We start from the raw sequence: 25862 nt of genomic DNA on the forward strand, positions 1-25862 counted from the left end.
AAATAAGTGAAACACCTTTTTTAAGCACCGCCGAATCTATGTTTCTATGTGTTTAAATGAATTGCATCAAATGAGGTTTACTTTTAATATTTAACTAAAAGGAGGTAAGGGGACAAGATTCTTGGCATAAAAAAAATCCCAAATTCCAATTATGTCTGGAATTTGGGATTTTGTATTTTAAGATATTAAAAAAATTAATCTCTTCTTGGTCTTCTTGGTCTTGACGAATCGCCGAAGCTTTCAGAACGTCTTGGGGTTCTATCAGAACCACCTTCGCTTCTTCTGAAACCACCTTCTCTTGGAGCAGAATTTCTCTCTCCTCTGAATCCGCCTCTGTCAGAACCACCTTCACGTCTAGATGAAGAGTTTCTTTCTCCTCTAAATCCGCCTCTGTCAGAACCGCCTTCACGTCTTGGAGCAAAGTTTCCTTCTCTTCTTCCAGAATCACGTCTTCCTCCACGGTTGTTGTGGTCACGTCTTCCTCCGCCGTCATTTTTAGAAATTTCAACATTGATACGACGTCCTTCTAACTGTGTATTGTTCAAGATGTCCATTACTTTGTCAGTGTGTTCAGGATCAGTATTAAAGAAAGAGAATCCTTCTTTTACGTCAACTTTGAAAACGTCATCGCGACCTAAGTCTAAAGTTTCTTTCAAGTAATCTTTAAGAGACATCCAATCGAAATTATCTCTAGAACCAATGTTTACGAAATAACGAACTGCTCCATTATTGCTAAATTCTCTTGGCTCAGAATCACCTCTTTCACGTCTTTCTCCAGAAGATTGAGCTGAAATATCTCTATTCTTTTTGTAGTAAGTAATGAAACGGTTGAATTCTACAGAAACCATTTTCTTAATCAATTCTTCTTTAGATAAATCTTCAAGAACATTATTGATTGCTGGCAAGTAGTTGTCAATTTCGTGATCAACCTCAGTATCTTTGATTTTGTTTGCTAAGTGCAATAATTGAATTTCGCAGATTTCGATTCCAGATGGAATAGTTTTTTCAACGAATTTTTGTTTGATGATTCTCTCGATAGAAGAAATTTTACGCAACTCGCTTTTTGTAACAATTACAATAGAAGTTCCTAATTTTCCAGCTCTACCAGTACGTCCAGAACGGTGGTTGTACGTTTCGATTTCATCAGGTAATTGGTAGTTTACAACGTGTGTTACGTTGTCAACATCAATACCACGTGCGGCAACGTCAGTAGCAACAAGCATCTGAATTTGTCTTCCACGGAATGATTTCATTACACCATCACGTTGCGCTTGAGATAAATCTCCGTGTAACGCAGCGGCGCTATAACCATCTTCAATTAATTTTTCAGCGATTGCCTGCGTATCTCTTTTAGTACGGCAGAAAACTACTGAGAAAATGTCTGGATTAGCATCTGCTAATCTTTTTAAAGCCTCGTAACGGTCGCGAGCATTCACTAAATAAAATTCATGAGATACTGTAGACGAACCTGAGTTTTTAGTTCCAACAGTAATTTCCAATGGGTCACTCATGAATTGTTTTGCAATTCTAGCAACCTCCTGTGGCATAGTTGCAGAGAACAACCATGTGCTTTTTTCGTCTGGAGTATCTGATAAAATAGAACAGATATCATCATAAAATCCCATGTTCAACATTTCGTCAGCCTCATCAAGAACACAGTAATCTATGTTTTTAATGTTAACCAAACCTCTGTTGATCATGTCTTGCATTCTTCCTGGAGTAGCCACAATAATTTGTGCTCCTCTCTTAATTTCTCTTGCTTGCTCTGTAATACTAGCTCCTCCGTAAACTGCTACCACATTAATACCTTTTTCGTATTTTGAGTAGTTTTTAAGTTCGTTAGTAATCTGTAAACAAAGCTCCCTTGTTGGCGATAAAACTAATGCCTGTGTATTTCTGTTGTCAGCATCAATTTTTTGGATTAACGGAAAACCGAAAGCTGCCGTTTTCCCTGTCCCTGTCTGAGCCAACGCAACCATATCCGTGTCTTTTTCCAATAATAGGGGAATCGCCTTTTCCTGTACCTCTGACGGATTTTCAAATCCTAGATCTAAAATCGCCTTCAGTAACGATTCATTTAATCCTAATTGTTCAAATTTGTTCATATGTATTTTTAAAATAGGGTGCAAAATTACTGTTAATTATTCAGATATGCTAATGCTATTTCAAGAATTATGTATTTGTTATGATTTGATTATCAAAAAGTTATGTTTGTTGTGAAATGATTTTTTTTAAAGATTGAAGAATTTTGGAAAAAAACACGTCTTGAAATATAAATTTTGGCTTCTAAAATGTTGTATTTTAAACAATTATTTTATTGAGTTCAGAAAATCAATAAGTTGCTGCGTTGCTTTTCCGCGATGACCAATTTTATTTTTGGTTTCCAAAGGTAATTCAGCAAAGGTTTCGCCGTAATTTTCCGGCTTGAAAATTGGATCATAGCCAAAGCCTTGATTCCCAGTTTTATTTAAAGTGATTTCTCCTTTTGCAATTCCGGTAAAAAGATGCTGTTTTCCATTTAAATTCAAAGCAATAACGGTCTTGAACTGTGCATTGCGGTTCTGTTCGTCTTTTAAAGCCTCTAAAAGCTTATTCATGTTGTCGTCGGCATTTTTTTGTTCGCCCGCGTATCGTGCTGAATAAACTCCGGGTTCTCCGTTTAATGCATGAACTTCTAGTCCAGTATCATCGGCAAAGCAATCGTAACCATATTTTTCGGTTACATAATCGGCTTTCAAAATTGCATTTCCTTCAATTGTATTGGCTGTTTCCGGAATATCTTCAAGACAGCCAATATCTTCTAAACTTAATAATTGTATGGATCCGTTTAGAATGCTTTGAATTTCTCTGATTTTATTTTTATTGTTTGATGCGAAAACGAGTTTCATAATTGTTATATTTTAAAATGATTTTTTCGATATAAAAGACAAATAATCCCCCACCGGTGTAAGCGATTATATCTGACCATAAAAAGCCCTGACCCAAAACATATCTTCCGAAAAGTGTTTGTCTCAGTTCAATAATCCAAGGGGCCTGATAAAGCTGTAAAAATTCAATTCCATAGCAAATTGCTAATGAGAGAATAAAAATGTAAGTTGCTTTTTTTGTGGAAAATACAATCCTAACAAGAAAGTAAATCATTACAGCGTATAGAAAATCGCCAATCCACAAAGGGGCGAATGAAATTTTTCGGGAAATGATCCCAAGAAAAATAATTGATAAGAATAGTATAAGATATAGGGCTCTGACTTTGTTCAAATTTGATGATGAAGGTTTTTATGGAAACAAATTTACGATTTTCTAGGTTTTCCCGTTGTAAAGTTTCAAACTTTGACAAAGAGAAGAGCGCGGACAAGGGGAGAATTGTACATTTTTGGTTAGTTAGAAATACAAACACTCAAATAAGTTCCCTTTATTTTATAAATTTATCGATTCAATAAACTTCACTATCAAAAAATAACCACATGAATGCAAAAATTCTTACTCTGATTGCGGCTATGTTCTTGCTTGGGAATCAGGGTTATTCTCAAAAAGACAATTCGTTTAATATTAAAAAACAACTTGATTACTGTGCAGAACAGGCTTCAAAGACATTAAAAGTGATTCCGAATGACGGAACATCGCCTAGAACGGTTCCGAATGGAAGCAAAGAATGGAAATTCGTTGGTTATAAAGATTGGACAAGCGGATTTTGGCCTGGCGAATTATGGTATTTATACCAAGCAACCGGCGATAAGAAATGGGAAAAAGAAGCCGATAAATTCAGCCGATTTTTAACACCTTTATCGGTGAGCAAAGCGGGAGATCACGATTTAGGCTTTCAGGTTTTCAACAGTTTTGGGAACGGATATCGATTGACTAAAAACAAAGAATACAAAGAAATTATCTTAAAAACGGCCGATACATTGGCAACACTTTTTAATCCGAAGGTGGGAACAATTCAATCTTGGCCTCATAATAAAATGGGTGGGCACAATACCATTATTGACAATATGATGAATTTGGAATTGTTGTTCTGGGCTTCTAAAAATGGAGGAAGTAAAAAGTTATACGACATTGCTGTAAAACATGCCGAAACGACAATGGCAAATCATTTTAGACCAGATTATACTTCTTACCATGTTGTAATTTATGACTATGAAACGGGGAAAAAGATAAAAGGAAGAACTGCACAGGGATACAGTGATGATAGTATGTGGGCGAGAGGTCAGGCATGGGGTATTTATGGTTTTACAATGGTTTACAGAGAAACAAAAGATTCTAAATTTTTAGATTTTGCACATAAAATAGCCAGAGTTTATCTGGATAAATTAACTACAGAAGACTTGATTCCGTACTGGGATTTTAATGCGCCAGATATTCCAAATGCGCCTCGTGATGCATCTGCTGCTGCGATTGTTTCATCGGCTCTTTTAGAATTGAGTTCTTATACAAAAGATAAAAATCTGAAAAAAGAATATTTGACAAAAGCTGAAAAAATGATCGTTTCGCTTTCGGATAATTATCAAAGCCATGAAGTCAATTCGGCATTTTTGCTTCATTCGACTGGTCATAAGCCAGCTGGAAGCGAAGTAGATTGTTCTATAAATTACGCAGATTATTATTATCTTGAAGCGCTTTTAAGACTTCAAAAAATAAAATAATTAAGAAACTATGAAAAGAATAACCCAAATTTTGTCAATGATCATGATTGTGTTTTTGTTGGTGAGCTGTAAAAATGCCAAGCAAAAACTACAGGAATATGTAACAGCATACAATGCTTCGGCTAAGACTTTTAAAGCTGATAATGTTACTCTGACGACTGCAAGAGGTTATATCAACGATGATAAAATCGAATTAAGGTTTGAGACTGGCTTAGAACAAAATCAAGCAAATAAAATGGCCGGAGATATGGCATTCTCAAAATTGCTGAAAGAGATGATAAACAAAAATCAGATCCCAAAGGAATTAGTTGAAGAAGGAATTCGATTTGATGCTTATTTTTTAGCAGACGACAACACCGTTCTTTCAAAAAAGATTATTGATAAAGAATCTATTTCGGAAATATTACAATAAATAGATTTGTAGTGCCTATTTTATGACCTCTTTAGTTTTTGCTAAAGAGGTTTTTTTATTTGATGAATAGCCTTGTTTTGGTATAGTTTATTTGTAGTCAAAGGATTGTGAATTTTATTTTTTATGTGAATGTTGTTTTTGTGTTATAAGTTTGTTATGTTTGAGTTAAAAAATAACCAAAAACCTAAAAAATTATGAAAAAAATTACCCAAATCGCATTTGTATTTATTTTGATTCTAGCGCTTGCAAGTTGTAAAAACACAAAACAGAAAATCCAGGAGCATGTTAGCAATTATAACACGACAGCTTCTATAAAAGGAGGAAATGTTGTATCGACAAGTGCAAAAGCATTTTTAAATGATAGTAAAATTGAAATCAGAATTGAAACAGATTTGGAAGGAACTGAGGAAAACAAACTGGCTTATCAGGAGACTTTTCCAAGTTTGCTTGCCGAAATGATTAAAAACGACCAGATCTCTCGAGAGTTAATTGAAGAAGGAGTAAAGTTTGATGTGTACTTTATCTCTTATAATAATGTGATTCTGGCAAAACAATTAGTTGACAAAGAAGAATTGGCGGCTTTAGAAGGCTCTGAAAGTGCAGGGAATGGAAAAGAAACCGCAAAATTGTAAATGCCTGTGAAATAAAATTACGCTATTATAAATATCAAAAAAGCCTCTTTTAAAGAGGCTTTTTAATTTTAATTTCGTTTGGTAACGTTTGTTAAGTTATCTGGAAAATATAATTCTGAGAGATTTGTGAATTCATCACCTCGCATAAAGATATTGATGTCAACATCGGCAAAAGAAGTTTTTCCGGCTGCAGCCAAAAGCTCATTAGCGGAATGAAGCGTATTTTTATGAAAATGATATACGCGTTCTGATTTATCCGTGACAACCAAACCTTTCATCAGCATTTTGTTTTGAGTAGCAACGCCAGTTGGGCATTCATTATTATGACAGCGCAATGCCTGAATGCAACCCAACGAAAACATAAAACCTCTTGCACTGTTACACATATCAGCTCCTAACGCAATGGCGTGTAAAATAGAATAGCCAGAAATGATTTTGCCACTTCCAATAATTCTGATTTTGTCTCTGATATTTAGTCCGACCAATGTTTTGTTGACAAAAATCAAAGCAGGCTCAAACGGCATTCCAACTCCGTCTGCAAATTCAAGCGGTGCTGCGCCGGTTCCACCTTCGGCACCATCAACTGTAATGAAATCTGGATAAATATCTTCAGCAATCATTTCGTGGCAAATCGATTCAAATTCTGCAGTATTTCCAATACACAATTTAAATCCGATTGGTTTTCCATTCGATAAATCCCGTAATTGCTTGACGAAATGAATTAGTCCTTTTGAATCTGAAAATGCATGATGGCCAGGAGGAGAAAGAATCATCGTATGTGGTTGTACACCTCTAATTTTAGCAATCTGCTCGGTGTTTTTTCTGGCTGGAAGAACACCTCCATGACCTGGTTTTGCTCCTTGAGAAAGTTTGATTTCGATCATTTTTACATTCGGAAGATTGGCTTTTTCTGAGAATTTTTCTGGACTGAAATTTCCTTCGGCATCACGACATCCAAAATAGCCTGTACCAATTTGCCAAGTAATATCGCCACCACCTTCAAGGTGAAATTCAGTTAATCCGCCTTCTCCTGTATTTTGGTAGAAATTCCCTTTTTTTGCGCCAATATTAATGGCGCGAACGGCATGTTCGCTCAATGAACCAAAACTCATTGCAGAGACATTAAATAAAGAAGCCGAATAAGGCTGTTTGCAATCTTTTCCACCAACCAATACACGAGGTAATTCCTCGTTTACTTTTGCAGGAAAAATAGAATGTTTTATTCCTTCGTAGTTCTCTGTATTTAAGTTTAATTGCGTTCCAAACGGAGTGCTCGAATCAATATTTTTTGCCCTTTGGTATACTAAAGAACGTTGGTTTCTTGAAAAAGGTTTTCCGTCAGTAGATCTTTCGATAAAATATTGTTGAATCTCAGGTGCAATCATTTCAAATAAATATCTGAAATATCCCAAAACCGGAAAGTTCCTTAAAATAGCATGTTTTTCCTGAGATGCGTTATAAACTCCCACAATCAGCAAAAGCGGAATAATAAATACGAGTAAATAACCTCGCCCGGTGTAATAATAAATTGCAGCAACAATTAGAAACAATAAGAATCCGTAAATAAAGAATTTTTTTCTCATGTTTTTAAAAAATTAAATAGGTAATAAATGCAATAATTAGTTGAATCTTAAACGTACATAAACGTGTTTGATTCCTTTTTTGTCTGATTCTCTTTCGTCGATTTCCAGAATATCAGTTAACGATTTAAGCATTGGTGTCAGTTTTGAATAACCATAATTTCGAGGATCAAATTCAGGTTTTTTCTTCACGATCAAATTGCCGACATCCCCAAGAAATGCCCAGCCATCATCATCTTCGATGTCTTCAATTGTAGATTCGATTAGTTCAATGGTTTGTTTGTCAATTTTATGAAGTGCTTTTTCAGCAGGTTTCTCAACCGGTTTTTTGGTGTCTGCAGCTACTACTTTTGGTTTTTTCTTTTGAGTTGCGCCGTCCAAAACTTCAATGTATATAAATCGGTCACAGGCAACAATAAAAGAGTTTGGCGTTTTCTTTTCTCCAATACCAATTACTTTCATGCCCGATTCGCGAAGTCTCACTGCAAGCCTTGTAAAATCGCTGTCGCTGGAAACAATGCAAAAACCGTCTAATTTTCCGGAATAAAGCAAATCCATAGCATCAATAATTAGCGCAGAATCTGACGAATTTTTTCCAACGGTATAACTATATTGCTGAATAGGAGTAATAGCATGTTCCAATAAAACGCCTTTCCATCCATTTGCATTCGGTTTTGTCCAGTCGGCATAAATTCTTTTCGTAGTGGGCGTTCCTAATTTTGCAATTTCTTCCATCATGCCTTTTACATTACTGTAAGGCACATTGTCTGCATCAATAAGAACTGCCAGTTTTAAATCTTTTGAATTGCTTAAAGGCATTTGTTAAATATTTAAAATTTAATACTCTCAAAGTTAAAATTAAAATTGGTTTTTATAAGAATTCAATGATGAATAAGTGGTTTGATGCGTACTAATTAGTTTCATTATAAATAATATTCAGTCTTTAGAAAAATAATTAAAGATAAGTTTGTCTTTTATTTAAAATCTCTCTATCTTTGTATGGAATTAATTAAGGGTGTATGTTTTCTAAAGCGTGTGAGTACGGAATAAGAGCTTCGATATTTATTGCAACCAAATCTTCGAAAGGGATTCGGGTTGGAATAAAAGACGTAGCAAAAGAAATTGATTCGCCGGAACCATTTACAGCCAAGATTATGCAGATTTTAACCAAAAGTGGCATAATTCATTCGACAAAAGGAGTAGGAGGCGGATTCGAAGTTTCGCCAGAGGCATCAAAAACAATAAAATTGATTCAGATTGTAGATGCTATTGACGGGAATAAAATATACAGCGGTTGTGGAATTGGATTGAAGGAATGCTCAGAAGAACATCCTTGTCCCTTTCATCACGAGTTCAAGAAAATAAGAGGACTGCTGTTAGAAATGCTTAAAAATACAACTTTAGAACAGCTAGCTTCTGATGTAAAATCGGGAGAATTCTTTCTTAAAACGACAAATGCGAACAATTAATATTATTAAATATCTTAAAAATGAATACAAAAACCAAAATTTCAGTATTAATCCTAATGGGATTTTTAGCAGTTACTTCTTGCGGTAAAAAAGAAACAACTCCAGCTGAACCAACAGAACCTACCGAAACATCTATTGAAGGAGAAAAAGCTCCAACAGCTGCAACTACAGAGGAAAATGTTTTAGTTATTGAAGGAAATGACCAAATGCAATTTAATGTAAATGAATTGAAAGCTGTTGCCGGAAAACCAATCAAATTAACTTTGAAACACGTTGGTAAAATTCCGAAAGAAGCAATGGGACACAATCTTGTGATTTTACAGGAAGGAACAGATCAAGCAGCTTTTGCTTTAAAAGCAAATGATGCCAAAGCAACGGATTATATTCCGGAATCTGAAAAAGCTTCAATCATTGCGCACACTAAATTAATTGGTGGTGGAGAAGAAGATACAATCGAATTTACAATTGATAAAAAAGGATCTTACCCATTTATTTGCTCTTTCCCAGGGCACGTAGCTATGATGAAAGGTGTATTAATTGTTGAGTAAATAACAAAAAGCTCCAAATGCTGTAACTGGATTTGGAGTTTTTTTAAAAACTAATAAAAGATAAAATTATCTTTTATTAAATGAAAAAAGAATGAAAAGAGAAAAAAAATTATGGCTGGTTTTTGCATTGGTAATGAGTATATCATTTGCAGTGCTGGGTTATTATGGTTATGAGATTTATCAGCAGGCACCACCTGTTCCAAAAGAAATTGTAACCGATTCTGGAAAAATTGTTTTTAGCGAAAGCGAAATTAAAGACGGACAAAATATCTGGCAGAGTATAGGAGGCCAGGAAGTGGGATCGATCTGGGGACACGGCGCCTATGTGGCCCCAGACTGGACCGCTGATTGGCTGCATAGAGAAGCCGTTTTTATCTTGGATATTTATGCTAAGAAAGATTTTAATAAAAAATATGAGGAATTGGATGCCGAAAAACAATCGGCTTTGAAAATTAGATTGCAGAAAGATGTTAGAACTAATCGTTATAATCCTGACACAGGAGTTCTTACCATTTCTGAAAATCGAGTTGCGGCTATACAAAGTTTAAGCGAATATTATAAAGGTCTTTTTACGAATGATCCTCAATTTGATAAGTTGAGAGAAGAATATGCAATTCCGAAAAACTCAATTACAGATGTTGAAAGAATGCATAAAATGAATGCCTTTTTCTTTTGGGCGACTTGGGCAACAGTTACAAATCGTCCGGGCGGAGACATTTCGTATACGCACAATTGGCCATCTGATGAATTGGTTGGAAATACCGCCACAACAGAGCTTTTAGCTTGGTCTGGAGTAAGCATAATTTTACTGATTTTGAGTGTCGGAATCTTAGTTTTCTATCATGCAAAATCGGGTGAAGAAGAAGAATTTCCACTTCCAAAAGAAGATCCGTTGATCAAACAAGGCAAAACCAAATCGATGGGATTGGTGACCAAATATTTCTGGATTGTGAGTTTGTTGATGGTTTTACAAATGGTTTTCGGAATCATCACAGCGCATTATGGTGTAGAAGGAAATGGTTTATACGGAATTCCGATTGATAAAATCCTGCCTTATGCCGTAACACGTACTTGGCATACGCAATTGGCCATTTTCTGGATTGCAACGGCTTGGCTGGCGACTGGATTGTATATTGCACCAGCAGTTTCAGGTAAAGATCCTAAATTTCAATGTTTTGGTATCAACTTTCTCTTTATTGCCTTGTTGATTATTGTTTTAGGTTCAATGGCTGGACAATGGTTTGGAGTAATGCAAAAATTAAATTTAGTTCAAAATTTCTGGTTTGGACATCAAGGCTATGAATATGTTGATTTAGGCCGTTTCTGGCAGATTTTCCTTTTAGTTGGATTGTTTTTATGGTTGGCTTTAATGATTCGTCCGTTACTTCCCGTTTTAAAGAAAAAAACAGAAGAGAAAAACTTAATCATTTTGTTCTTAGTTTCTTGTACTGCAATTGCTATGTTTTACGGAGCTGGATTAATGTGGGGAAGACAAACCAATTTAGCAATTGCCGAATATTGGAGATGGTGGGTAGTTCACCTTTGGGTTGAAGGTTTCTTTGAAGTATTTGCAACTGTTGTAATTGCGTTTCTGTTTGTTCGTTTAGGATTATTAAAAACGAAAACAGCGACTTTAAATGTGCTTTTTGCAACGATTATTTTCATGTCTGGAGGTATTTTAGGAACATTTCATCACTTGTATTTCTCAGGAACACCAACAGCAATTATGGCTTTAGGAGCTACGTTTAGTGCTTTAGAAGTTGTGCCTTTAACTTTAATTGGGTTTGAAGCGTATCAAAACTATAAAATCTCAAAATCAACACAATGGATTGCCGATTACAAATGGCCGATTTACTTTATGATTTCTGTTGCCTTTTGGAATTTCCTTGGAGCTGGAATCTTCGGATTCATTATTAATCCACCAATTGCATTGTACTATGTTCAGGGATTAAATACAACGCCTTTACATGGGCACACCGCATTGTTCGGAGTTTATGGAATGTTGGGAATTGGTTTAGTATTATTCGTACTGAGAAGTTTATATCGAAATGTAAGCTGGAATACTAAACTGCTTAAAATCACTTTCTGGTCTTTGAATATCGGATTGTTCTTAATGGCAATCTTAAGCCTTCTTCCAATTGGGGTTTGGCAGGCAATTGAAAGTATTAGTCACGGAATGTGGTACGCTCGTTCATCAGAATTAATGCAGCAACCAGCAATGATTACTTTAAAATGGCTTCGTGCTATCGGAGATTCAATTTTCGGAATCGGGTTTATCACAATGGCTTGGTTTGTATTTGAACTGACATTAAAAAATAAAAAATAAAAACAAATTTAATATTGATTAACATGGAAAATTTAAAAAACAAAACAATAGGATCATTCGTAGCTGAAGATTTTAGAACGGCTGCAGTTTTCTCTAAATATAGAATTGATTTTTGCTGCAAAGGAAACCGAACAGTTTCTGAAGTCTGCGAAAAACAGCATATAGATGCGGATACTTTATTAGAAAATGTTTTGCAAGTTGTGCAATCAGAAAACATCGGAACGATCGATTTCAATTCATGGCCATTAGATTTATTGGCAGACTATATTGAGAAAACACATCACCGTTATGTAGAAGAAAAAACAAACGTTTTGCTTCCGTTTTTAGATAAATTGTGTAAAGTTCATGGTGCCAATCATCCTGAATTATTCAAAATCAATGAATTGTTTATTGGCTGTGCAGGAGAGTTATCTCAGCACATGAAAAAAGAAGAATTGATTTTATTTCCGTTTATAAAAAGAATGGTGAAAACAAAAGACACAGATGGAGTTTTGCATCAGCCATCTTTTGGTACTGTTTCAAATCCGATTGCGATGATGATGCACGAACACGATAATGAAGGCGAACGTTTTAGAGAAATAGCTAAGTTGACCGATAATTATACGCCGCCAGCAGATGCTTGCACGACTTATAGAGTGACTTTTGCGATGCTGAAAGAGTTTGAAGCAGATTTGCACAAACATATTCATTTGGAAAACAATATTTTATTTCCAAAAGCTGTGGCTTTAGAAAAAGACTTTGTTGAAGTAGAATAAAAGGGTAATTTTAATAGTTCGAAAACATCGGTAATAATCTTGTAAGGTGATAATTATCGGTGTTTTTATTTTTTAACCATATAAGTAATATAAGTTCATTTTAGCAAATCGTATAATTTCTTGTATTGCTTATATGGTTTAAATATTTTATGTTTAAAAAGTTGCAATATGAATTCTCAAAAAGCTTGGATACTTTGCTGTTTTTTTAATTTTCTGATTGCTTGTGCTTTCGGATTATTAATGCGGTTAATGTATCTTTTCCCTTTAGATTTTTTGAACTATGGTTTTCTGCTTCATGCACATTCGCATGTTGCCATGTTAGGCTGGGTTTATTTGATCATTTATGTTTTGATTGTTCATTTTTTTATTCCGAAAGAAAAAAGTCAGAAACCAATTTATAACCGTTTATTTTGGCTGACTGAATTTTCAGTAATCGGAATGATGATTGCTTTTCCAATTCAAGGATATGCTGTGTTTTCGATTGTATTTTCAACGCTGCATATTTTGTTGAGTTATGTTTTTTGCCGTTTGGTTTGGAAAGACATTTCAAGAGATAAATCTCCATCACAAAGACTCTTATTGGTTTCGATTCTGTTTATGATTTTGTCTACTTGCGGTGTCTGGTGTCTTGGTCCTGCCGTGAGCACGTTAGGAAAACAAAGTGCTTTTTATCAGATTGCGATTCAGTTCTTTCTCCATTTTCAGTTTAATGGTTGGTTTATATTGGCAATTTTAGCTTTGTTTTTAAAACAACTTCAAAATAAAATGGATGAGGCAAAGTTTAAAAAGTTTTATTTTTTGATTATTATTTCTACAATTTTAACTATTTGCTTTCCAGTGCGATGGTTTGTCGAAAATGATATTTTGAGTTACGTCAATGGTTTAGGAGTTTTATTGCAATTAGGATCATTTATTTATTTTTATAAAATGCTCAAACCTCAAATTCATCATTTCAAAAGCACTTTAGATAAAACGACTAAAATAGTTTATGGTTTGGCTTTAGGTTCTTTGTTTTTGAAAGTCGGAATTCAATTGCTAACTCTTTTACCAAATCTGGCAGAAGTTTCACATCAAATCAGAAATTTTGTAATCGGATTTATTCATTTAGCGACTTTAGGAATCATAACTGGATTTTTGTTCGGGATTTTACTTCAGAATAAAATGCTTCCTGCCAATTCTTCATCATTGAAAATAGGAGTGAAGTGTTTTATTTCAGGATATATTTTGACAGAAGTTTTATTATTTCTGCAAGGCTGGTTTTTCTTTTTTGGAGAAGGAACTCTTCCGGGATATTTTCAAAGTATTTTGATATTTAGTATACTTTTGGTTTTGGGATTGGTTTTGATTGTGATATCTAAAATAAATTTTCTTTCCTGCAAGGTTTCAAAAACCTTGTAGGTCTTATATTTTAAATATTTAGATACCTACAAGGTTTTTGAAACCTTGCAGGAAGTCAAAATTTTCTAAATCATAAATTTATTGATAGAAGTCCGATTTAAATAAAAAACAAGAGTCAATTTATTTCTAAATCTGCTCTTGTTTTCTTAGTAATTAACCTATTTAAATATCTATATTTTTCCAGCTTCCAGATTTATTGCTTCAATTGTTTTTTCATTGTTTACGCCTAAACCTTCCTGCTGAAAAATCAATTCACCTTCTGGATTAAAAACGCTTATAATATTAGAGTGCGAAAAATCTATTGGAGAAATTTGTTTGTAATTAACAGCTAAAACGGCTGCAAACTCTCTTGTGTTTTCTTCAGACGAACGAAGAAAAATCCAAGGATCTTGATTCATTTTATTTTCAATTGCAAATGATTTTAATCTTTCAGGCGTATCTGTTTTCGGGTCTATACTGACCAAAATCAATTTGACATGTTGTTTTGTCTTTTCCTCCAGTTTTGATTCAATATCACGCATATCGGCCACTAATCTAGGGCATGCCGCTTTACAGCTTGTGTAAATCATTACCATTACGAGTACATTTCCTCTAAGCGATTTTAATTCAATGTCTTTACCATTTTGCGTTGTCCATTTTGATGGCAGATTATAAATTGATAAATCGCTAATTTCCTTTTTTGTCTCTGCTTTAACCTCTTTTTTATCTGTTTCCTTACAGCTGTAAAATGAGAATAAAATAAGAAAAGCAATTGCTGTTTTTTTCATTATAAAACTAATTTTAAATTAGATTTTTGGTTTTGTTGTACTGGCACATCTAAAGCCAAGATTTCGTGTTGAATATTGCGCTTTCAAGCTTCCTCTAAACGCGTAACGCATAAAAGCAGCATAATCCATTAAATCGGATGCGTTTACTGATCCGCTTCCGCAGAAAAGATTCTTGTCAGTGCTTTTGTCTTTTCTAGATTCTCCCGATAAAAAAATGCTGTTAAAGTCATAAGTCCATTCCCAAACTAAACCATGCATGTCATAAACTCCCCAGTAATTTTTGAAAGTTTTTCCAATCTCATTTTCATAGGTTCTCGACTTCTCATACCAAGACAGAATATATTCGTTGAATTCTTTTTTGGTACGTGCATCAATCTTTTTGGTATCTGCCATTGCTACATATTCCCATTCATCCATTGTTGCCAGACGTTTTCCTTGGCACTCGCAATATTTTTTAGCTGCAAACCAAGAAACACTTGTTACAGGCGACTTTGGTTTTGCATTTCCAAAATCAAAATCATTAGTCCAATAAGAGAGATAGCTTTTATCGGCAAAAATTCCTTTAATTTTTGATTTTTGATAAGAAGGATTTTTTTTGACAAATGCTAAAAACTCACTATTTGTAACTGGATAAATATCTATGTAAAATGACTTTACAACAACAGGTTTTTGAGAAACAGCTCCATAAAGAGGGACATAAGATCCCTCTTTTATGAATGCCATTCCTTTTTCCTGAGCCTTCATGACACTAAACACAGAGAAAAAGAGAGTTAGTATGAAAATGTATTTTTTCATGCTCAATGTTTACTGTTATCTTAACGCTTTTACCATTTCTGGTGTAATTTCCGTTTTATTATTGCCCCAGCTGCTATAGATATAGGTAAGCACATTTGCAATTTCATCATCAGATAAATTCTGAGCTGGCATTACATTGTTGTATTTTTTGCCGTTAACAGTTACTTCGCCAGTTAAACCATGTAGAATGGTTTTTATGGCACGTTTAGAATCGGCATTTAAATAATCTGATTTTGCTAAAGGAGGGAAAGTGTTTGGAATTCCTTGCCCTTCAGATTGGTGGCAAGCAAAACAAGTTGTTCCAAAGATTTCTTTACCAATTTTTATTTTCTCTTCTACAGTACGTTTTGGAACTACCGTTTTAGTAGCTACAGTACCAGGCATTTTCTGAATCGTTCCACCTTCAGGCAGATAAATACCTTCTTGAATAGTTCCAGAATAAATATTTTTATTTTCTTTTCCTTCCACTTTAAGCATTCCCAATGCACCTTTATTGAACGCTCTAAAAATAGAGTGGTCAACCAAAATAAAAGTTCCCGGAGTTTCTACTTTAAAATCTACAATAGCAGCACCACCAGCCGGAATTAAAGTAGTTTGAACATTTTTATTGACTGTGCTTCCGCCTTCAACATGTACATTGTCAAATATTTCTCCAATAACGTGGAAAGAAGAAACCAAGTTTGGCCCGCCGTTTCCAACAAACAGACGAACAGTTTCGCCTACTTTTGCAGTAAGCTCGTTTCCGTTAGTAAGTGATCCCACTTTTCCGTTAAAAACTACATAATCAGGTGTTTCTTTTACAGCTTTGTTCATGTCGAATGGTTGTAAGCCTTTTGCGCCATATTCACCTTGAGTATAAAAATCACCTTGCATTACGTAGTATTCTTTATCAACAGGAGGAAGTCCACCTTCTGGCTCAACCAAAATGAGTCCGTACATACCATTTGCAATATGCATTCCCACAGGAGCTGTTGCGCAGTGATATACATACAATCCCGGATTTATAACTTTAAAACTGAAAACTTTTTCGTGTCCTGGTGCTACAAGAGAAGAAGTCGCTCCACCGCCCGGACCAGTCACGGCATGTAAATCTATATTGTGAGGTAGTTTATTATCAGGATGGTTTTTCAAGTGAAATTCGACTTCATCGCCAACACGAGTTCTAATAAAACTTCCAGGAACAGAACCTCCAAATGTCCAATAGGTATATTTTACGCCATCAGTCATTGTACCTTCTTGTTCTTTAATTTCCATATTTAATTTTAACTTCATGGCAGGCCGTTCTCCAACCGGTTTGGGTACATGTGGTGGTGAGGTAAGTTCTGCATTCATTTCGCCTTCAGTCATAATGTCTGCATAATCTTTAGTTTCTTCTTTTTTGCAGCCTCCTAAGATAAGAAGCATACAGAATGTACTTAATAGAACATTTAGTTTACTTAGAGCTTTGTTTTTATTTTTCATAATTTATTGATTTTGTTTTAGTTGTAGTTTTATTAAAGGTAAAAAAAATATTTATTCAAAAATAAAAGATGATTTTATCTTTTATTATGATAAAAATCATGTTTAAAAATATTACGAGCTAGTTTTGAGTATTTGTAGTAATTTATGCTAAGGAAAAAACCTGTTAAATCTTTTATCTTGAATATTTTTTAATAAAAATAATTGAGGGTCTTCATTTTAAATTAATAATGATTATTTTTGCTCGCTGATTAAATTAAAAAAAGTACTACATTATATTATGGTAAAAGATTTATTCGAGAGAATTCAGGACAATAAAGGACCTTTAGGAAAATGGGCTTCTCAAGCAGAAGGTTATTATGTTTTCCCAAAGTTAGAAGGAGAGTTGGGTCCTAGGATGACTTTTCATGGAAAAAATATTTTAAACTGGAGTTTAAATGATTATTTAGGTTTAGCAAATCATCCAGAAGTTCGTCAAGCAGATACAGATGCGGCAATTCAGTTTGGTGCAGCTTATCCAATGGGAGCTCGTATGATGTCTGGACACACTACGTACCACGAACAATTAGAAAATGAATTAGCTGAATTCGTAATGAAAGAATCTGCTTATTTGTTGAATTTTGGTTACCAAGGAATGGTTTCTATCATTGATGCTTTGGTTACTAAAAATGACATTATTGTTTATGATGTAGATTCACATGCTTGTATCATTGATGGTGTTCGTTTGCACATGGGTAAACGTTTCACATACAAACACAATGATCTTGAAAGTATGGAGAAAAACTTGCAGCGTGCTACAAAAATGGCTGAAGAAACTGGTGGAGGTATTTTATTTATCACTGAAGGAGTTTTTGGAATGCGCGGACAGCAAGGAAAATTGAAAGAAATTGTTGCAATGAAGGAAAAATACAATTTCCGTTTGTTGGTAGATGATGCACACGGTTTTGGAACACTTGGTAAAACAGGTGCTGGAGCAGGTGAGGAGCAAGGAGTTCAAGATCAAATTGATGTTTACTTCTCTACTTTTGCAAAATCTATGGCTAATATCGGTGCTTTTGTAGCGGCTGATAAAACGGTTATTGACTATTTAAAATACAACTTGCGTTCTCAAATGTTTGCAAAAGCATTGCCAATGATTCAAACAATTGGTTCTTTGAAGCGTTTAGAGTTGTTGCGTAAATCTTCGGCAATTAAAGATAAACTTTGGGAAAACGTGAATGCATTGCAAAGCGGTCTTAAAGAAAAAGGATTTAATATTGGAGATACAAATACTTGTATTACGCCAGTTTATTTAGAAGGAAGCATTCCTGAAGCAATGGTAATGGTAAACGATTTAAGAGAAAACTACGGTATTTTCCTTTCGATTGTTGTTTATCCAGTTATTCCAAAAGGAATTATTTTGTTGAGAATGATTCCAACTGCTTCTCATACACTTGCTGATATTGAAGAAACATTAACTGCTTTCGAAGCAATTCGCGAGAAATTAGTTAACGGAACTTATAAAGAAATTGCTGAACGTACAACTGTTGACGTTTCGTAATTACGAATAAAAATAGATTCTCTTAAGTGGGAATTATGTAAAAAAATCCATTTGTTATACGAATGGATTTTTTTTATTTGGACTAACTTTATTTCATAATCAACAAAATAAAAATAACGAATTATGAAAAGAGTATTAGCAATAACGACACTTGTTTTAACAGTTCTTATTTCCTGTAAAAAAGCAACCGATACTGAACCAGTTCAAATTGAACCAAAAGCGCCAAAAGATGCCGAATTAGTAGAACCAGCTGGCGATCAATGTTATGCTTCAAGACAAAATGGAAATGTAGTGTTGATAAGTTTTAATGTGAATTCACATCAAGAAGTTAACGGAAAACTAAGTTACAATTTAACCGGGAAAGATAAAAACGATGGAACTTTAGTAGGCAACATGAAAGGTGATACTTTAATTGGAGATTATACGTTTTTGTCTGAAGGAGTTTCATCTGTTAGAGAAGTTGTTTTTCTGCAAAAAGACGGCGCTTTAATTGAAGGATACGGTGATGTGGTTTCGACAAATGATAGAGTTACCTTTAAAGATAAATCAAAATTAAAATTTGATGCAAAAAATACATTGACTAAAGTTGATTGTAAAGTAGAATAAATAAAGTTTTTATATAATGAAAAATCCATTCGTTTTGGGGCGAATGGATTTTTTATTTTTAAAACTGAACACTAAAAACTTTTCACTGAATACTTTTTACAAATTCTTCAAATAAGTCTTTCTTTGGCAGTGAATTATCGGGTCAAAATTTTTCCAAAGTAAATGAATTGCATTGTTCTCCAATAATTCGGGAGTTCGGATGCAGTTTCTGATTCCTTTTTCTGAAAAAGTCTTGTAATATTCATCAAAAATAAGCGCTGTTACACCTTTGTTCTGATAATCAGGGTGTACTCCGATCAAGTAAAAAACAACATCCTTACTGTGTTTTCTCGCTTTAAGAAGATGTAAAAAACCAAAAGGAAATAATTTTCCTTTTATTTTTTGCAATGCTTCTGTAAAACTTGGCATTACAATACTGAAAGCAATCAAATTATCATTTTTATCAACAACAAATTTGATGTACTCCGGATTTATAAAGCTGATGTATTTCTTTTTAAAATATTCTTTTTGAATGTCGGAAATAGCAACGAAAGAAGCTAGTTTTTCATAAGATTCATTGAACAAATCAAACATTTTGTCTACGTGAGGCATTATGTCTTTTGTTTTAGTGAAAGTTAGCGTTTTCAGTTCATATCGTTTTTTGATTAACGCTGTTGCTTTCTGAAAAAACTCTGGTTTTACATTTGAAAAAGGAAAAATACTTTCTATATATTGTTTTTCAACCTGAAAACCTAGCTCTTCAAAATGTGTAACATAATAGGGGTGATTGTACCAGGTAATCATAGTTCCAATTTGATCATAGCCTTCAGTCAAAACGCCTACTTTGTCTAAATTAGAAAAACCCATCGGGCCTTCGGCATGTTCTAGATTGTGTTTTCTTCCTAATTCGTACACTTTTTCAAGCAATGCTTTTGTTACCTCAATATCATCAATAACGTCAAACCATCCAAAACGTACCTTTCTTTTATGCTGATTATTGACTTCAGACCAATTGATAATAGCTGTGATGCGCCCAACGAGTTCGTTGTTTTTGTAAGCCATATAAAAATAAGCTTCAGCATTGTCAAAAGCTGGGTTTTTGGTTTTGTCGAAAGATTCAAGTTCGTCAGCAATAATAGGGGGAACCCAATAAGGATTGTCCTTATAAAGTGAAAATGGGAATTTTATATATTCGGTTAATTCTTTTTTTGTTTTGGCTTCTTTTATTGTGATCATTAAGTTGGAGTATAAGTTTCTCTTTTTTGTAGAGACTTAGTTATAAAATTTATTCGTATTTAGATTTTCGTTTTCTTTCTTTTTCCTGATAATCGATTTGCTTTTCATTATCAGAATTCTTGTCTGCTTTTTCTTTGTTTTTAGTGGCGATCAATTTGTCTTTATACCAGCCATCATAACGCCAAGAAACGCCTATTCCACCATATAAAATGGAAGGGGTGTTTTTGAAGTTTGTGCTTATAGACGCATCAACCTGCATATTGGATGAAAGCAAATAAGCGGCGCCGCCACGTAAAATAGCATCGCTGTAAAAATCGCTTTTGTATCCTTGGTTTTCAATAAAACCAGACCATTTATCGTTAAATCCGTGCGTCAAAGTTAATACATATCCGTAACTTGGATAATCGGTTCCAATATAATCTGCAATAATATTAGTTACAAAAACCCATCTACCGCCTCCAAATAAGTTTTGGGTAACCAAAGCTACTTTAGGAGAAATCGCTCCGTCTGCTGAAAAATAATACGGATTATCTGCACCAACAAAGTTTGCTCCTGCAAATATAGAAACTGCCGGGATTAATTCACGCCAATTAAACGCATGATTGGCTTTGTAACTGTAAATATTGGCTTCTCTTTTATAATTTTTGTAAGGATCGTAAATTAAATATTTGGCTCCTAAAACAGTTTGTCTGAAATCATTTTTTTTGTAGCTAGTATATGGAGTGTCAAAGTTTTCCATTTGATATTGCACATCAAGAACAAATTCTAATTGTTCAAGAAAAGCACCATATCGAAGTGTGAAGTCTGTTCCGAAACCGTTGGCATCATAATCTAATAAATCGTGTTTTTCCTTGATTCCATAAATACCAAGTTCTGCCTGAATTACTGATTTTCCAACAGCATAAGCCGACATGGTTTCGCCAGGACGGTTAGAGTTTATGACATCAGTATATTGTCCGAAAAAGAAATGGGGCACAAAAAAAAGAGCTGTGATAAATAATTTTTTAATTTTTAACATAAATGTATTTTTGGATTAAAAAGTTATAACGCATTTCAAATGTACTATATTTTATTATTTATTTAAGATTGATATTTTAATTTTAAACAGCGGATTTATTAATTTTGGCAAAAATTATATAGTTATGCAAGAAGCATCTTTTACAAATTTGTTTAAAACGATAATGTGGATCATTGCGTTTTATTATATTTTTAAATTTTTAGCTAGAATCTTTTTGCCTGTATTGGTAAAAAAAGCGGTTGAAAAAGCAGGTGAAAATTTTCAGAGACAACAACAATATAGTCAAGACAACTCTTGGCAAAGAACTCAAAATAACAACAACGATGAGATAATCATCAACACTGCGAATGCAAAAAATCCTCGCGAAACCAAAAAAGTGGGTGATTATGTTGATTACGAAGAAATAGATTAAGTTTGTATCCTGATAAAATAGGATTCATCATTTAACCAAACCTGCCAAAATTGAAAATAGTAAATAAGTTCATTCCGCACGCCCTTGTAGTATTGGGCTTTATTCTCGTTTCATTAATTTATTTTTATCCCGTTCTGCAAGGAAAACAAATTTTCCAGTCAGATATTGCTCAATATACCGGAATGGCAAAAGAGCAAAACGACTTTAGAGCTGCGGAACATGCGGAACCTTATTGGACCAATTCTGCTTTTGGCGGAATGCCGACTTATCAGTTAGGTGCAAATTATCCATACGATTTTGTGGGGAAAATTGATGACGTTTTGCGTTTTCTTCCTCGCCCTGCAGATTATCTGTTTCTTTATTTCTTAGGTTTTTACGGATTGTTATTAGTTTTAAAGACCGATCCTTTAAAAGCTTTTATTGGAGCAATTGCGTTTGGTTTTTCAACTTACTTGATTATCATACTTGGTGTTGGTCATAATGCAAAAGCACACGCTATTGCCTACATGCCGTTAGTTATTGCCGGATTTATACTCGTTTTTCAAAAAAAATACATTTGGGGAGGACTGCTCACCATGTTTGCTGTGGCGCTTGAAGTGAATGCAAATCACTTCCAGATGACCTATTATCTGTTAATTTTCTTATTGATACTATCAGGTTATTATGCTTTTACTTTTGTAAAAGATAAAGAATATAAGCCACTATTAATTGCTATTGGAACATTGGCTGTATCCGGAATTTTTGCTATTGGTGCTAACGCAACAAACTTATTAGCAACGAGTGAATATGCTAAATTTAGTACAAGAAGCAACAGCGAATTGACTTTTAATCCTGACGGAACTAAAAAAGAAAACGAAAATGCTTTAAGTAGAGATTATATCACAGAATACAGTTACGGAATTGCGGAAAGTTTCAATCTAATTGCACCAAGACTTTTTGGAGGTTCAAATCATGAAAATGTAGGTACAGACAGCAGAATGTATTCTTTTATGATTGAGCATGGAGTTCCAACTACTGATGCAGAAAATTTTGTATCTGGAATGCCAACATATTGGGGTGATCAGCCTATTGTAGCTGCGCCAGCATATATTGGTGCTGTGGTTTTCTTTTTGGCTGTTTTAGCCTTGTTTATTGATGACAGAAAAATAAAATATGTATTCCTTTCAGGAGCACTAGTTTCATTGATACTTTCATGGGGTAAAAATTTCGCTTTATTAACCGACTTTTTTATTGATTACGTGCCAATGTACGATAAGTTTAGGGCGGTTTCCTCAATTCAGGTTGTTCTTGAATTATGCATGCCAGTTCTCGCAGTTATGGGAATTCAGTCTTTCTTTAAAGCGAAAGACGAGCCGAAGACACAACAAAAAGCACTTATACAAACAGGAGTTTTTGGTTTGGGCGTTATTTTGATTTTGGTAATTGCTAAAGGTTTCTTCCATTTTTCAGGAAGTAGTGACAATTATTTCATGGAGACTTACGGACCAGATTTTGTTGATGCTCTGAAAGAAGACAGAATGTCTCTGTATTCAGCTGATTTGCTTCGCTCTGGATTCTTTATAGTAGTTACCTTTGGCGTTTTATGGTTGTTTATCAAAAACAAATTTTCGCAAACTACAGCATTAATTATTGTTGCTGTTTTAATGATTTTTGATTTGTTTTTTGTTGATAAAAAATACGTTTCTGCTAAAGATTTTGTAAGCCCAGTCCAAATTGCTGCACCGTTTCAGGAAACTCCAGCCGATGCTAAGATTTTAGAAGATACTACGCATTATAGAGTTTTTGAAGTAAGCGGAAATATGTCAAGTGCACGTGCATCTTATTTCCATAATTCTATTGGAGGTTATCATGCTGCGAAGCCAAGAAGAATTCAACAGCTTTTTGATTATCAAATCGCTAAGAATAATCTTGAAGTGCTTAATATGCTTAATGTTAAGTATGTAATCCAAACAGATAAAGAAGGAAAAGAAATTCCAACAATAAATCCTGATGCTAACGGAAACGCATGGTTTGTAAGTTCAGTAAAACTTGTAAACAAGGCGGATGATGTTATGAAAGCTTTGGATCATATCGATACTAAAAAAGTTGCTGTTTTCAATGTTCATGAGCATGAAGCTAAATTCCAAAATGCTCGCATGAAAAAAGCTTGGGATACAACTGGTACAATTAAAGTGGTTCAATACAAGCCAAATTATATCAAGTATCAAGCTAACAATATAAAAGATGGTTTGGCTGTTTTTTCTGAAATATATTACAAAAACGGATGGAACGCATATATTGATGGTAAGCCAGCAGATCATTTTCCAGTTGATTATGTTTTACGAGCAATGGAAGTTCCCGGAGGAACTAAAACTATAGAGTTTAAATTTGAGCCTCAAGTGATTAAAACTGGAGGGACAATTACGTTAATAAGTTCAATTGGAATGTTGTTGCTTTTAGGGGTAGGAATTTATTTTGAAAGCAGAAAAAATAGTTCAAAAAGCGAACTGAAAGATTAAGTTTTTAGATAAAAGTCTCAAAAATTATTAAAATAGTTTTCTTGGCTATTTTTGATTTATTCGTTTTCATTTTTTGTGGTATTTTCATGATGGGGTATGATGATTCTTATTCAGAGACTCAAGGAGAATATTTTAGTTTTTCAAACATGAAAATGGAATACAAAATTGTTTGGGGATTTTATAATTTTTGGATTGTTTTGAATTGCATACTTTTATCTTATGTTCTATTTAAACTTTATAAAAGATTTATTTTAAAATAATTTATGGAGAAGAAAAAAACATTATTTGTGAAGTAAATCAAAATGATACAGAGCAAGAAAGAAAAAATGAAATGAAGTCGTTATCTTATCTAGAAAGGTTAGAAAGATTAATGATACTTATTGAAGTCTCATATACATTAAAGAAAGTAAATAGAATCGCGCTTGGAAAAGCTTTTTAATTCATTTTCTTAAAATATTAACCCTATTATTTCCTTGGAACAAAAAAAGCTCTTAATAATTACCTATTACTTTCCGCCAGCAGGAGGGCCAGGCGTGCAACGTTGGTTGAAATTTACAAAATATCTGCCTGAATTTGATATTCAGCCGATTGTTTATATTCCTGAAAACCCCACTTATCCAATTGTTGATGAAGGTTTGGTGAGAGAAATTTCGGATAAAGTAGTTATTCTTAAAAATAAAATATGGGAGCCTTATCAATTGGCTTCTGTATTTTCGAAAAATAAAACCAAGAAAATCAGTTCTGGAATTTTCCCACATAAAAAAAAGCAAACATTTTTGGATAAGACTTTTCTTTGGGTTAGAGGAAATCTTTTTATTCCAGATGCTCGTGTTTTTTGGGTAAAACCATCAGTTTCTTATTTAGAAAAATACATTCAGGAAAATAATATTGATACGATTGTAACTTCTGGACCTCCGCATAGTCTGCACTTAATTGGTTTAGAATTACAAAAGAAATTAAAAGTAAAATGGTTTGCTGATTTTCGTGATCCTTGGACAACTATTGGTTATCATAAAGCGCTTCGTTTATCTTCTTATGCTGAAAAAAAACATAAAAGTTTAGAGCATAAAGTGCTTAATTCAGCAGATGAAATTATCGTAACAAGTAAAACTACTAAAGCCGAATTTGAAGCAATTACCAAGAAACCTATTACGGTAATTACAAACGGTTATGATATAGAAGCAGTTGAAAAACAGACATTAGATACTAAATTTACTTTAGCTCATATCGGTTCTTTTCTGTCCGATAGAAATCCGCCATTTTTATGGGAGGTTTTTGTGGAATTGCTTCAAGAAGTTCCTGAGTTTAAAACACACTTAGAAATTAAGCTAATTGGAGCTGTAAGTCAGGAAGTTTTAGATGCAATAGAAGAAAATAAGCTAAAAGATTATTTAAATTTAGTTGGTTACGTTTCTCATAAAGAAGCGGTTGAACATCAAAGGAAGTCTCAGGTTTTGCTTTTGATTGAAATTAATTCAGAAGATACAAAAAGCATTATTCCGGGAAAATTGTTTGAATACATGGTCTCAAATCGCCCAATTGTTGCGATCGGGCCAAATGGTTCTGACTTCGCAGATATAGTTACACAGACAAATACTGGAGTATTTTTTGATTATTCTGAAAAAGCGAAATTAAAAAGTGTAATTTTGGACTTTTATAATCAATTTTTGGAAGGAAAATTGCAATCGCATGGAATTGGTTTACAGCAATATTCGCGAAAAAACCTAACAAAACAGTTAGCAGACCTGATTAAAAAGTAATTCAAAAAATTTATCCCGAAAAGTCGGGAC

At 33.9% G+C, this 25862-nt stretch carries 23 protein-coding genes; 13 read left to right on the forward strand and 10 right to left on the reverse strand.

Annotation, left to right across the window (positions count from 1 at the left end):
- Nucleotides 1-194: 194 nt before the first annotated feature.
- The 3 genes from H600_RS0112860 to H600_RS0112870 form a co-directional block, all read right to left on the reverse strand.
- Nucleotides 195-2105, reverse strand: coding sequence for a DEAD/DEAH box helicase (locus tag H600_RS0112860; protein WP_026729163.1), 1911 nt, complete (start codon nt 2103-2105; stop codon nt 195-197).
- A 204-nt stretch (nt 2106-2309) separates the two neighbouring features.
- Nucleotides 2310-2888, reverse strand: a complete 579-nt coding sequence (locus tag H600_RS0112865) for a non-canonical purine NTP diphosphatase (protein ID WP_026729164.1) — start codon at nt 2886-2888, stop codon at nt 2310-2312.
- Nucleotides 2860-3258 (reverse strand): DUF2809 domain-containing protein, encoded by a 399-nt coding sequence (locus H600_RS0112870; RefSeq protein ID WP_026729165.1) that lies wholly within the window; start codon nt 3256-3258, stop codon nt 2860-2862. The genes H600_RS0112865 and H600_RS0112870 overlap by 29 nt, the downstream gene beginning before the upstream one ends.
- 206 nt (nt 3259-3464) lie before the next feature.
- On the opposite strand from H600_RS0112870, the gene H600_RS0112875 reads away from it, so the two are divergent.
- The 3 genes from H600_RS0112875 to H600_RS22075 all read left to right on the forward strand — a co-directional run bounded on the left by H600_RS0112875 (nt 3465) and on the right by H600_RS22075 (nt 5687).
- A complete protein-coding gene (locus H600_RS0112875; protein ID WP_026729166.1) occupies nt 3465-4643 on the forward strand; it encodes a glycoside hydrolase family 88 protein in 1179 nt (392 codons plus the stop codon).
- A 10-nt stretch (nt 4644-4653) separates the two neighbouring features.
- Nucleotides 4654-5055, forward strand: coding sequence for a hypothetical protein (locus H600_RS0112880; protein ID WP_026729167.1), 402 nt, complete (start codon nt 4654-4656; stop codon nt 5053-5055).
- Between the two features lie 194 nt (nt 5056-5249).
- Complete coding sequence (locus H600_RS22075; protein WP_035108636.1) at nt 5250-5687, forward strand: hypothetical protein; 438 nt, start codon at nt 5250-5252, stop codon at nt 5685-5687.
- A 68-nt stretch (nt 5688-5755) separates the two neighbouring features.
- On the opposite strand, the gene H600_RS0112890 is transcribed toward H600_RS22075, so the two are convergent.
- Both H600_RS0112890 and H600_RS0112895 read right to left on the reverse strand, forming a co-directional pair.
- Nucleotides 5756-7270, reverse strand: a complete 1515-nt coding sequence (locus H600_RS0112890; RefSeq protein ID WP_026729168.1) for an FMN-binding glutamate synthase family protein — start codon at nt 7268-7270, stop codon at nt 5756-5758.
- Nucleotides 7271-7306: 36 nt separating this feature from the next.
- On the reverse strand, nt 7307-8086 hold the full coding sequence (locus tag H600_RS0112895; RefSeq protein ID WP_026729169.1) for an NYN domain-containing protein: 780 nt from the start codon (nt 8084-8086) through the stop codon (nt 7307-7309).
- 200 nt (nt 8087-8286) lie between these two features.
- On the opposite strand from H600_RS0112895, the gene H600_RS0112900 reads away from it, so the two are divergent.
- The 5 genes from H600_RS0112900 (at nt 8287) to H600_RS22080 (ending at nt 13763) form a co-directional block, all read left to right on the forward strand.
- Complete coding sequence (locus tag H600_RS0112900) at nt 8287-8736, forward strand: RrF2 family transcriptional regulator (protein WP_026729170.1); 450 nt, start codon at nt 8287-8289, stop codon at nt 8734-8736.
- 20 nt (nt 8737-8756) lie between these two features.
- Complete coding sequence (gene azu / locus H600_RS0112905; RefSeq protein WP_026729171.1) at nt 8757-9284, forward strand: azurin; 528 nt, start codon at nt 8757-8759, stop codon at nt 9282-9284.
- Nucleotides 9285-9375: 91 nt separating this feature from the next.
- Nucleotides 9376-11610 carry a nitric-oxide reductase large subunit gene (locus H600_RS0112910; RefSeq protein ID WP_026729172.1) on the forward strand — a complete coding sequence of 745 codons (2235 nt, stop codon included), beginning with the start codon at nt 9376-9378 and terminating at the stop codon, nt 11608-11610.
- A 23-nt stretch (nt 11611-11633) separates the two neighbouring features.
- Nucleotides 11634-12365 (forward strand): iron-sulfur cluster repair di-iron protein, encoded by a 732-nt coding sequence (gene ric / locus H600_RS0112915; RefSeq protein WP_026729173.1) that lies wholly within the window; start codon nt 11634-11636, stop codon nt 12363-12365.
- A gap of 168 nt (nt 12366-12533) precedes the next feature.
- Complete coding sequence (locus H600_RS22080; protein ID WP_035108638.1) at nt 12534-13763, forward strand: hypothetical protein; 1230 nt, start codon at nt 12534-12536, stop codon at nt 13761-13763.
- Nucleotides 13764-13933: 170 nt separating this feature from the next.
- On the opposite strand, the gene H600_RS0112925 is transcribed toward H600_RS22080, so the two are convergent.
- The 3 genes from H600_RS0112925 to nirK are packed head-to-tail and all read right to left on the reverse strand — an operon-like array spanning nt 13934 to nt 16729.
- Nucleotides 13934-14530 carry an SCO family protein gene (locus H600_RS0112925; protein ID WP_026729174.1) on the reverse strand — a complete coding sequence of 199 codons (597 nt, stop codon included), beginning with the start codon at nt 14528-14530 and terminating at the stop codon, nt 13934-13936.
- 18 nt (nt 14531-14548) lie between these two features.
- Nucleotides 14549-15325 carry a formylglycine-generating enzyme family protein gene (locus H600_RS0112930; RefSeq protein ID WP_026729175.1) on the reverse strand — a complete coding sequence of 259 codons (777 nt, stop codon included), beginning with the start codon at nt 15323-15325 and terminating at the stop codon, nt 14549-14551.
- A 15-nt stretch (nt 15326-15340) separates the two neighbouring features.
- A complete protein-coding gene (gene nirK, locus H600_RS0112935) occupies nt 15341-16729 on the reverse strand; it encodes a copper-containing nitrite reductase (protein ID WP_425337362.1) in 1389 nt (462 codons plus the stop codon).
- A gap of 334 nt (nt 16730-17063) precedes the next feature.
- On the opposite strand from nirK, the gene capB reads away from it, so the two are divergent.
- Nucleotides 17064-18323, forward strand: coding sequence for a cysteate-C-fatty acyltransferase (gene capB, locus H600_RS0112940; protein ID WP_026729177.1), 1260 nt, complete (start codon nt 17064-17066; stop codon nt 18321-18323).
- Nucleotides 18324-18446: 123 nt separating this feature from the next.
- Nucleotides 18447-18929 (forward strand): hypothetical protein, encoded by a 483-nt coding sequence (locus H600_RS0112945; RefSeq protein WP_026729178.1) that lies wholly within the window; start codon nt 18447-18449, stop codon nt 18927-18929.
- Between the two features lie 96 nt (nt 18930-19025).
- On the opposite strand, the gene H600_RS0112950 is transcribed toward H600_RS0112945, so the two are convergent.
- A complete protein-coding gene (locus H600_RS0112950) occupies nt 19026-20144 on the reverse strand; it encodes a GNAT family N-acetyltransferase (RefSeq protein ID WP_026729179.1) in 1119 nt (372 codons plus the stop codon).
- A 49-nt stretch (nt 20145-20193) separates the two neighbouring features.
- A complete protein-coding gene (locus H600_RS0112955; RefSeq protein ID WP_026729180.1) occupies nt 20194-21162 on the reverse strand; it encodes a transporter in 969 nt (322 codons plus the stop codon).
- Between the two features lie 124 nt (nt 21163-21286).
- On the opposite strand from H600_RS0112955, the gene H600_RS0112960 reads away from it, so the two are divergent.
- The 3 genes from H600_RS0112960 to H600_RS0112975 all read left to right on the forward strand — a co-directional run bounded on the left by H600_RS0112960 (nt 21287) and on the right by H600_RS0112975 (nt 25832).
- Nucleotides 21287-21574, forward strand: a complete 288-nt coding sequence (locus H600_RS0112960; RefSeq protein WP_026729181.1) for a DUF4834 family protein — start codon at nt 21287-21289, stop codon at nt 21572-21574.
- Between the two features lie 50 nt (nt 21575-21624).
- A complete protein-coding gene (locus tag H600_RS0112965) occupies nt 21625-24072 on the forward strand; it encodes a YfhO family protein (protein ID WP_026729182.1) in 2448 nt (815 codons plus the stop codon).
- Nucleotides 24073-24545: 473 nt separating this feature from the next.
- Entirely contained in the window at nt 24546-25832 is a 1287-nt protein-coding gene (locus H600_RS0112975; RefSeq protein ID WP_026729183.1) for a glycosyltransferase family 4 protein, read from the forward strand.
- Nucleotides 25833-25862 lie beyond the last annotated feature (30 nt).

Source organism: Flavobacterium denitrificans DSM 15936 (genome assembly GCF_000425445.1).
Classification (GTDB): domain Bacteria; phylum Bacteroidota; class Bacteroidia; order Flavobacteriales; family Flavobacteriaceae; genus Flavobacterium; species Flavobacterium denitrificans.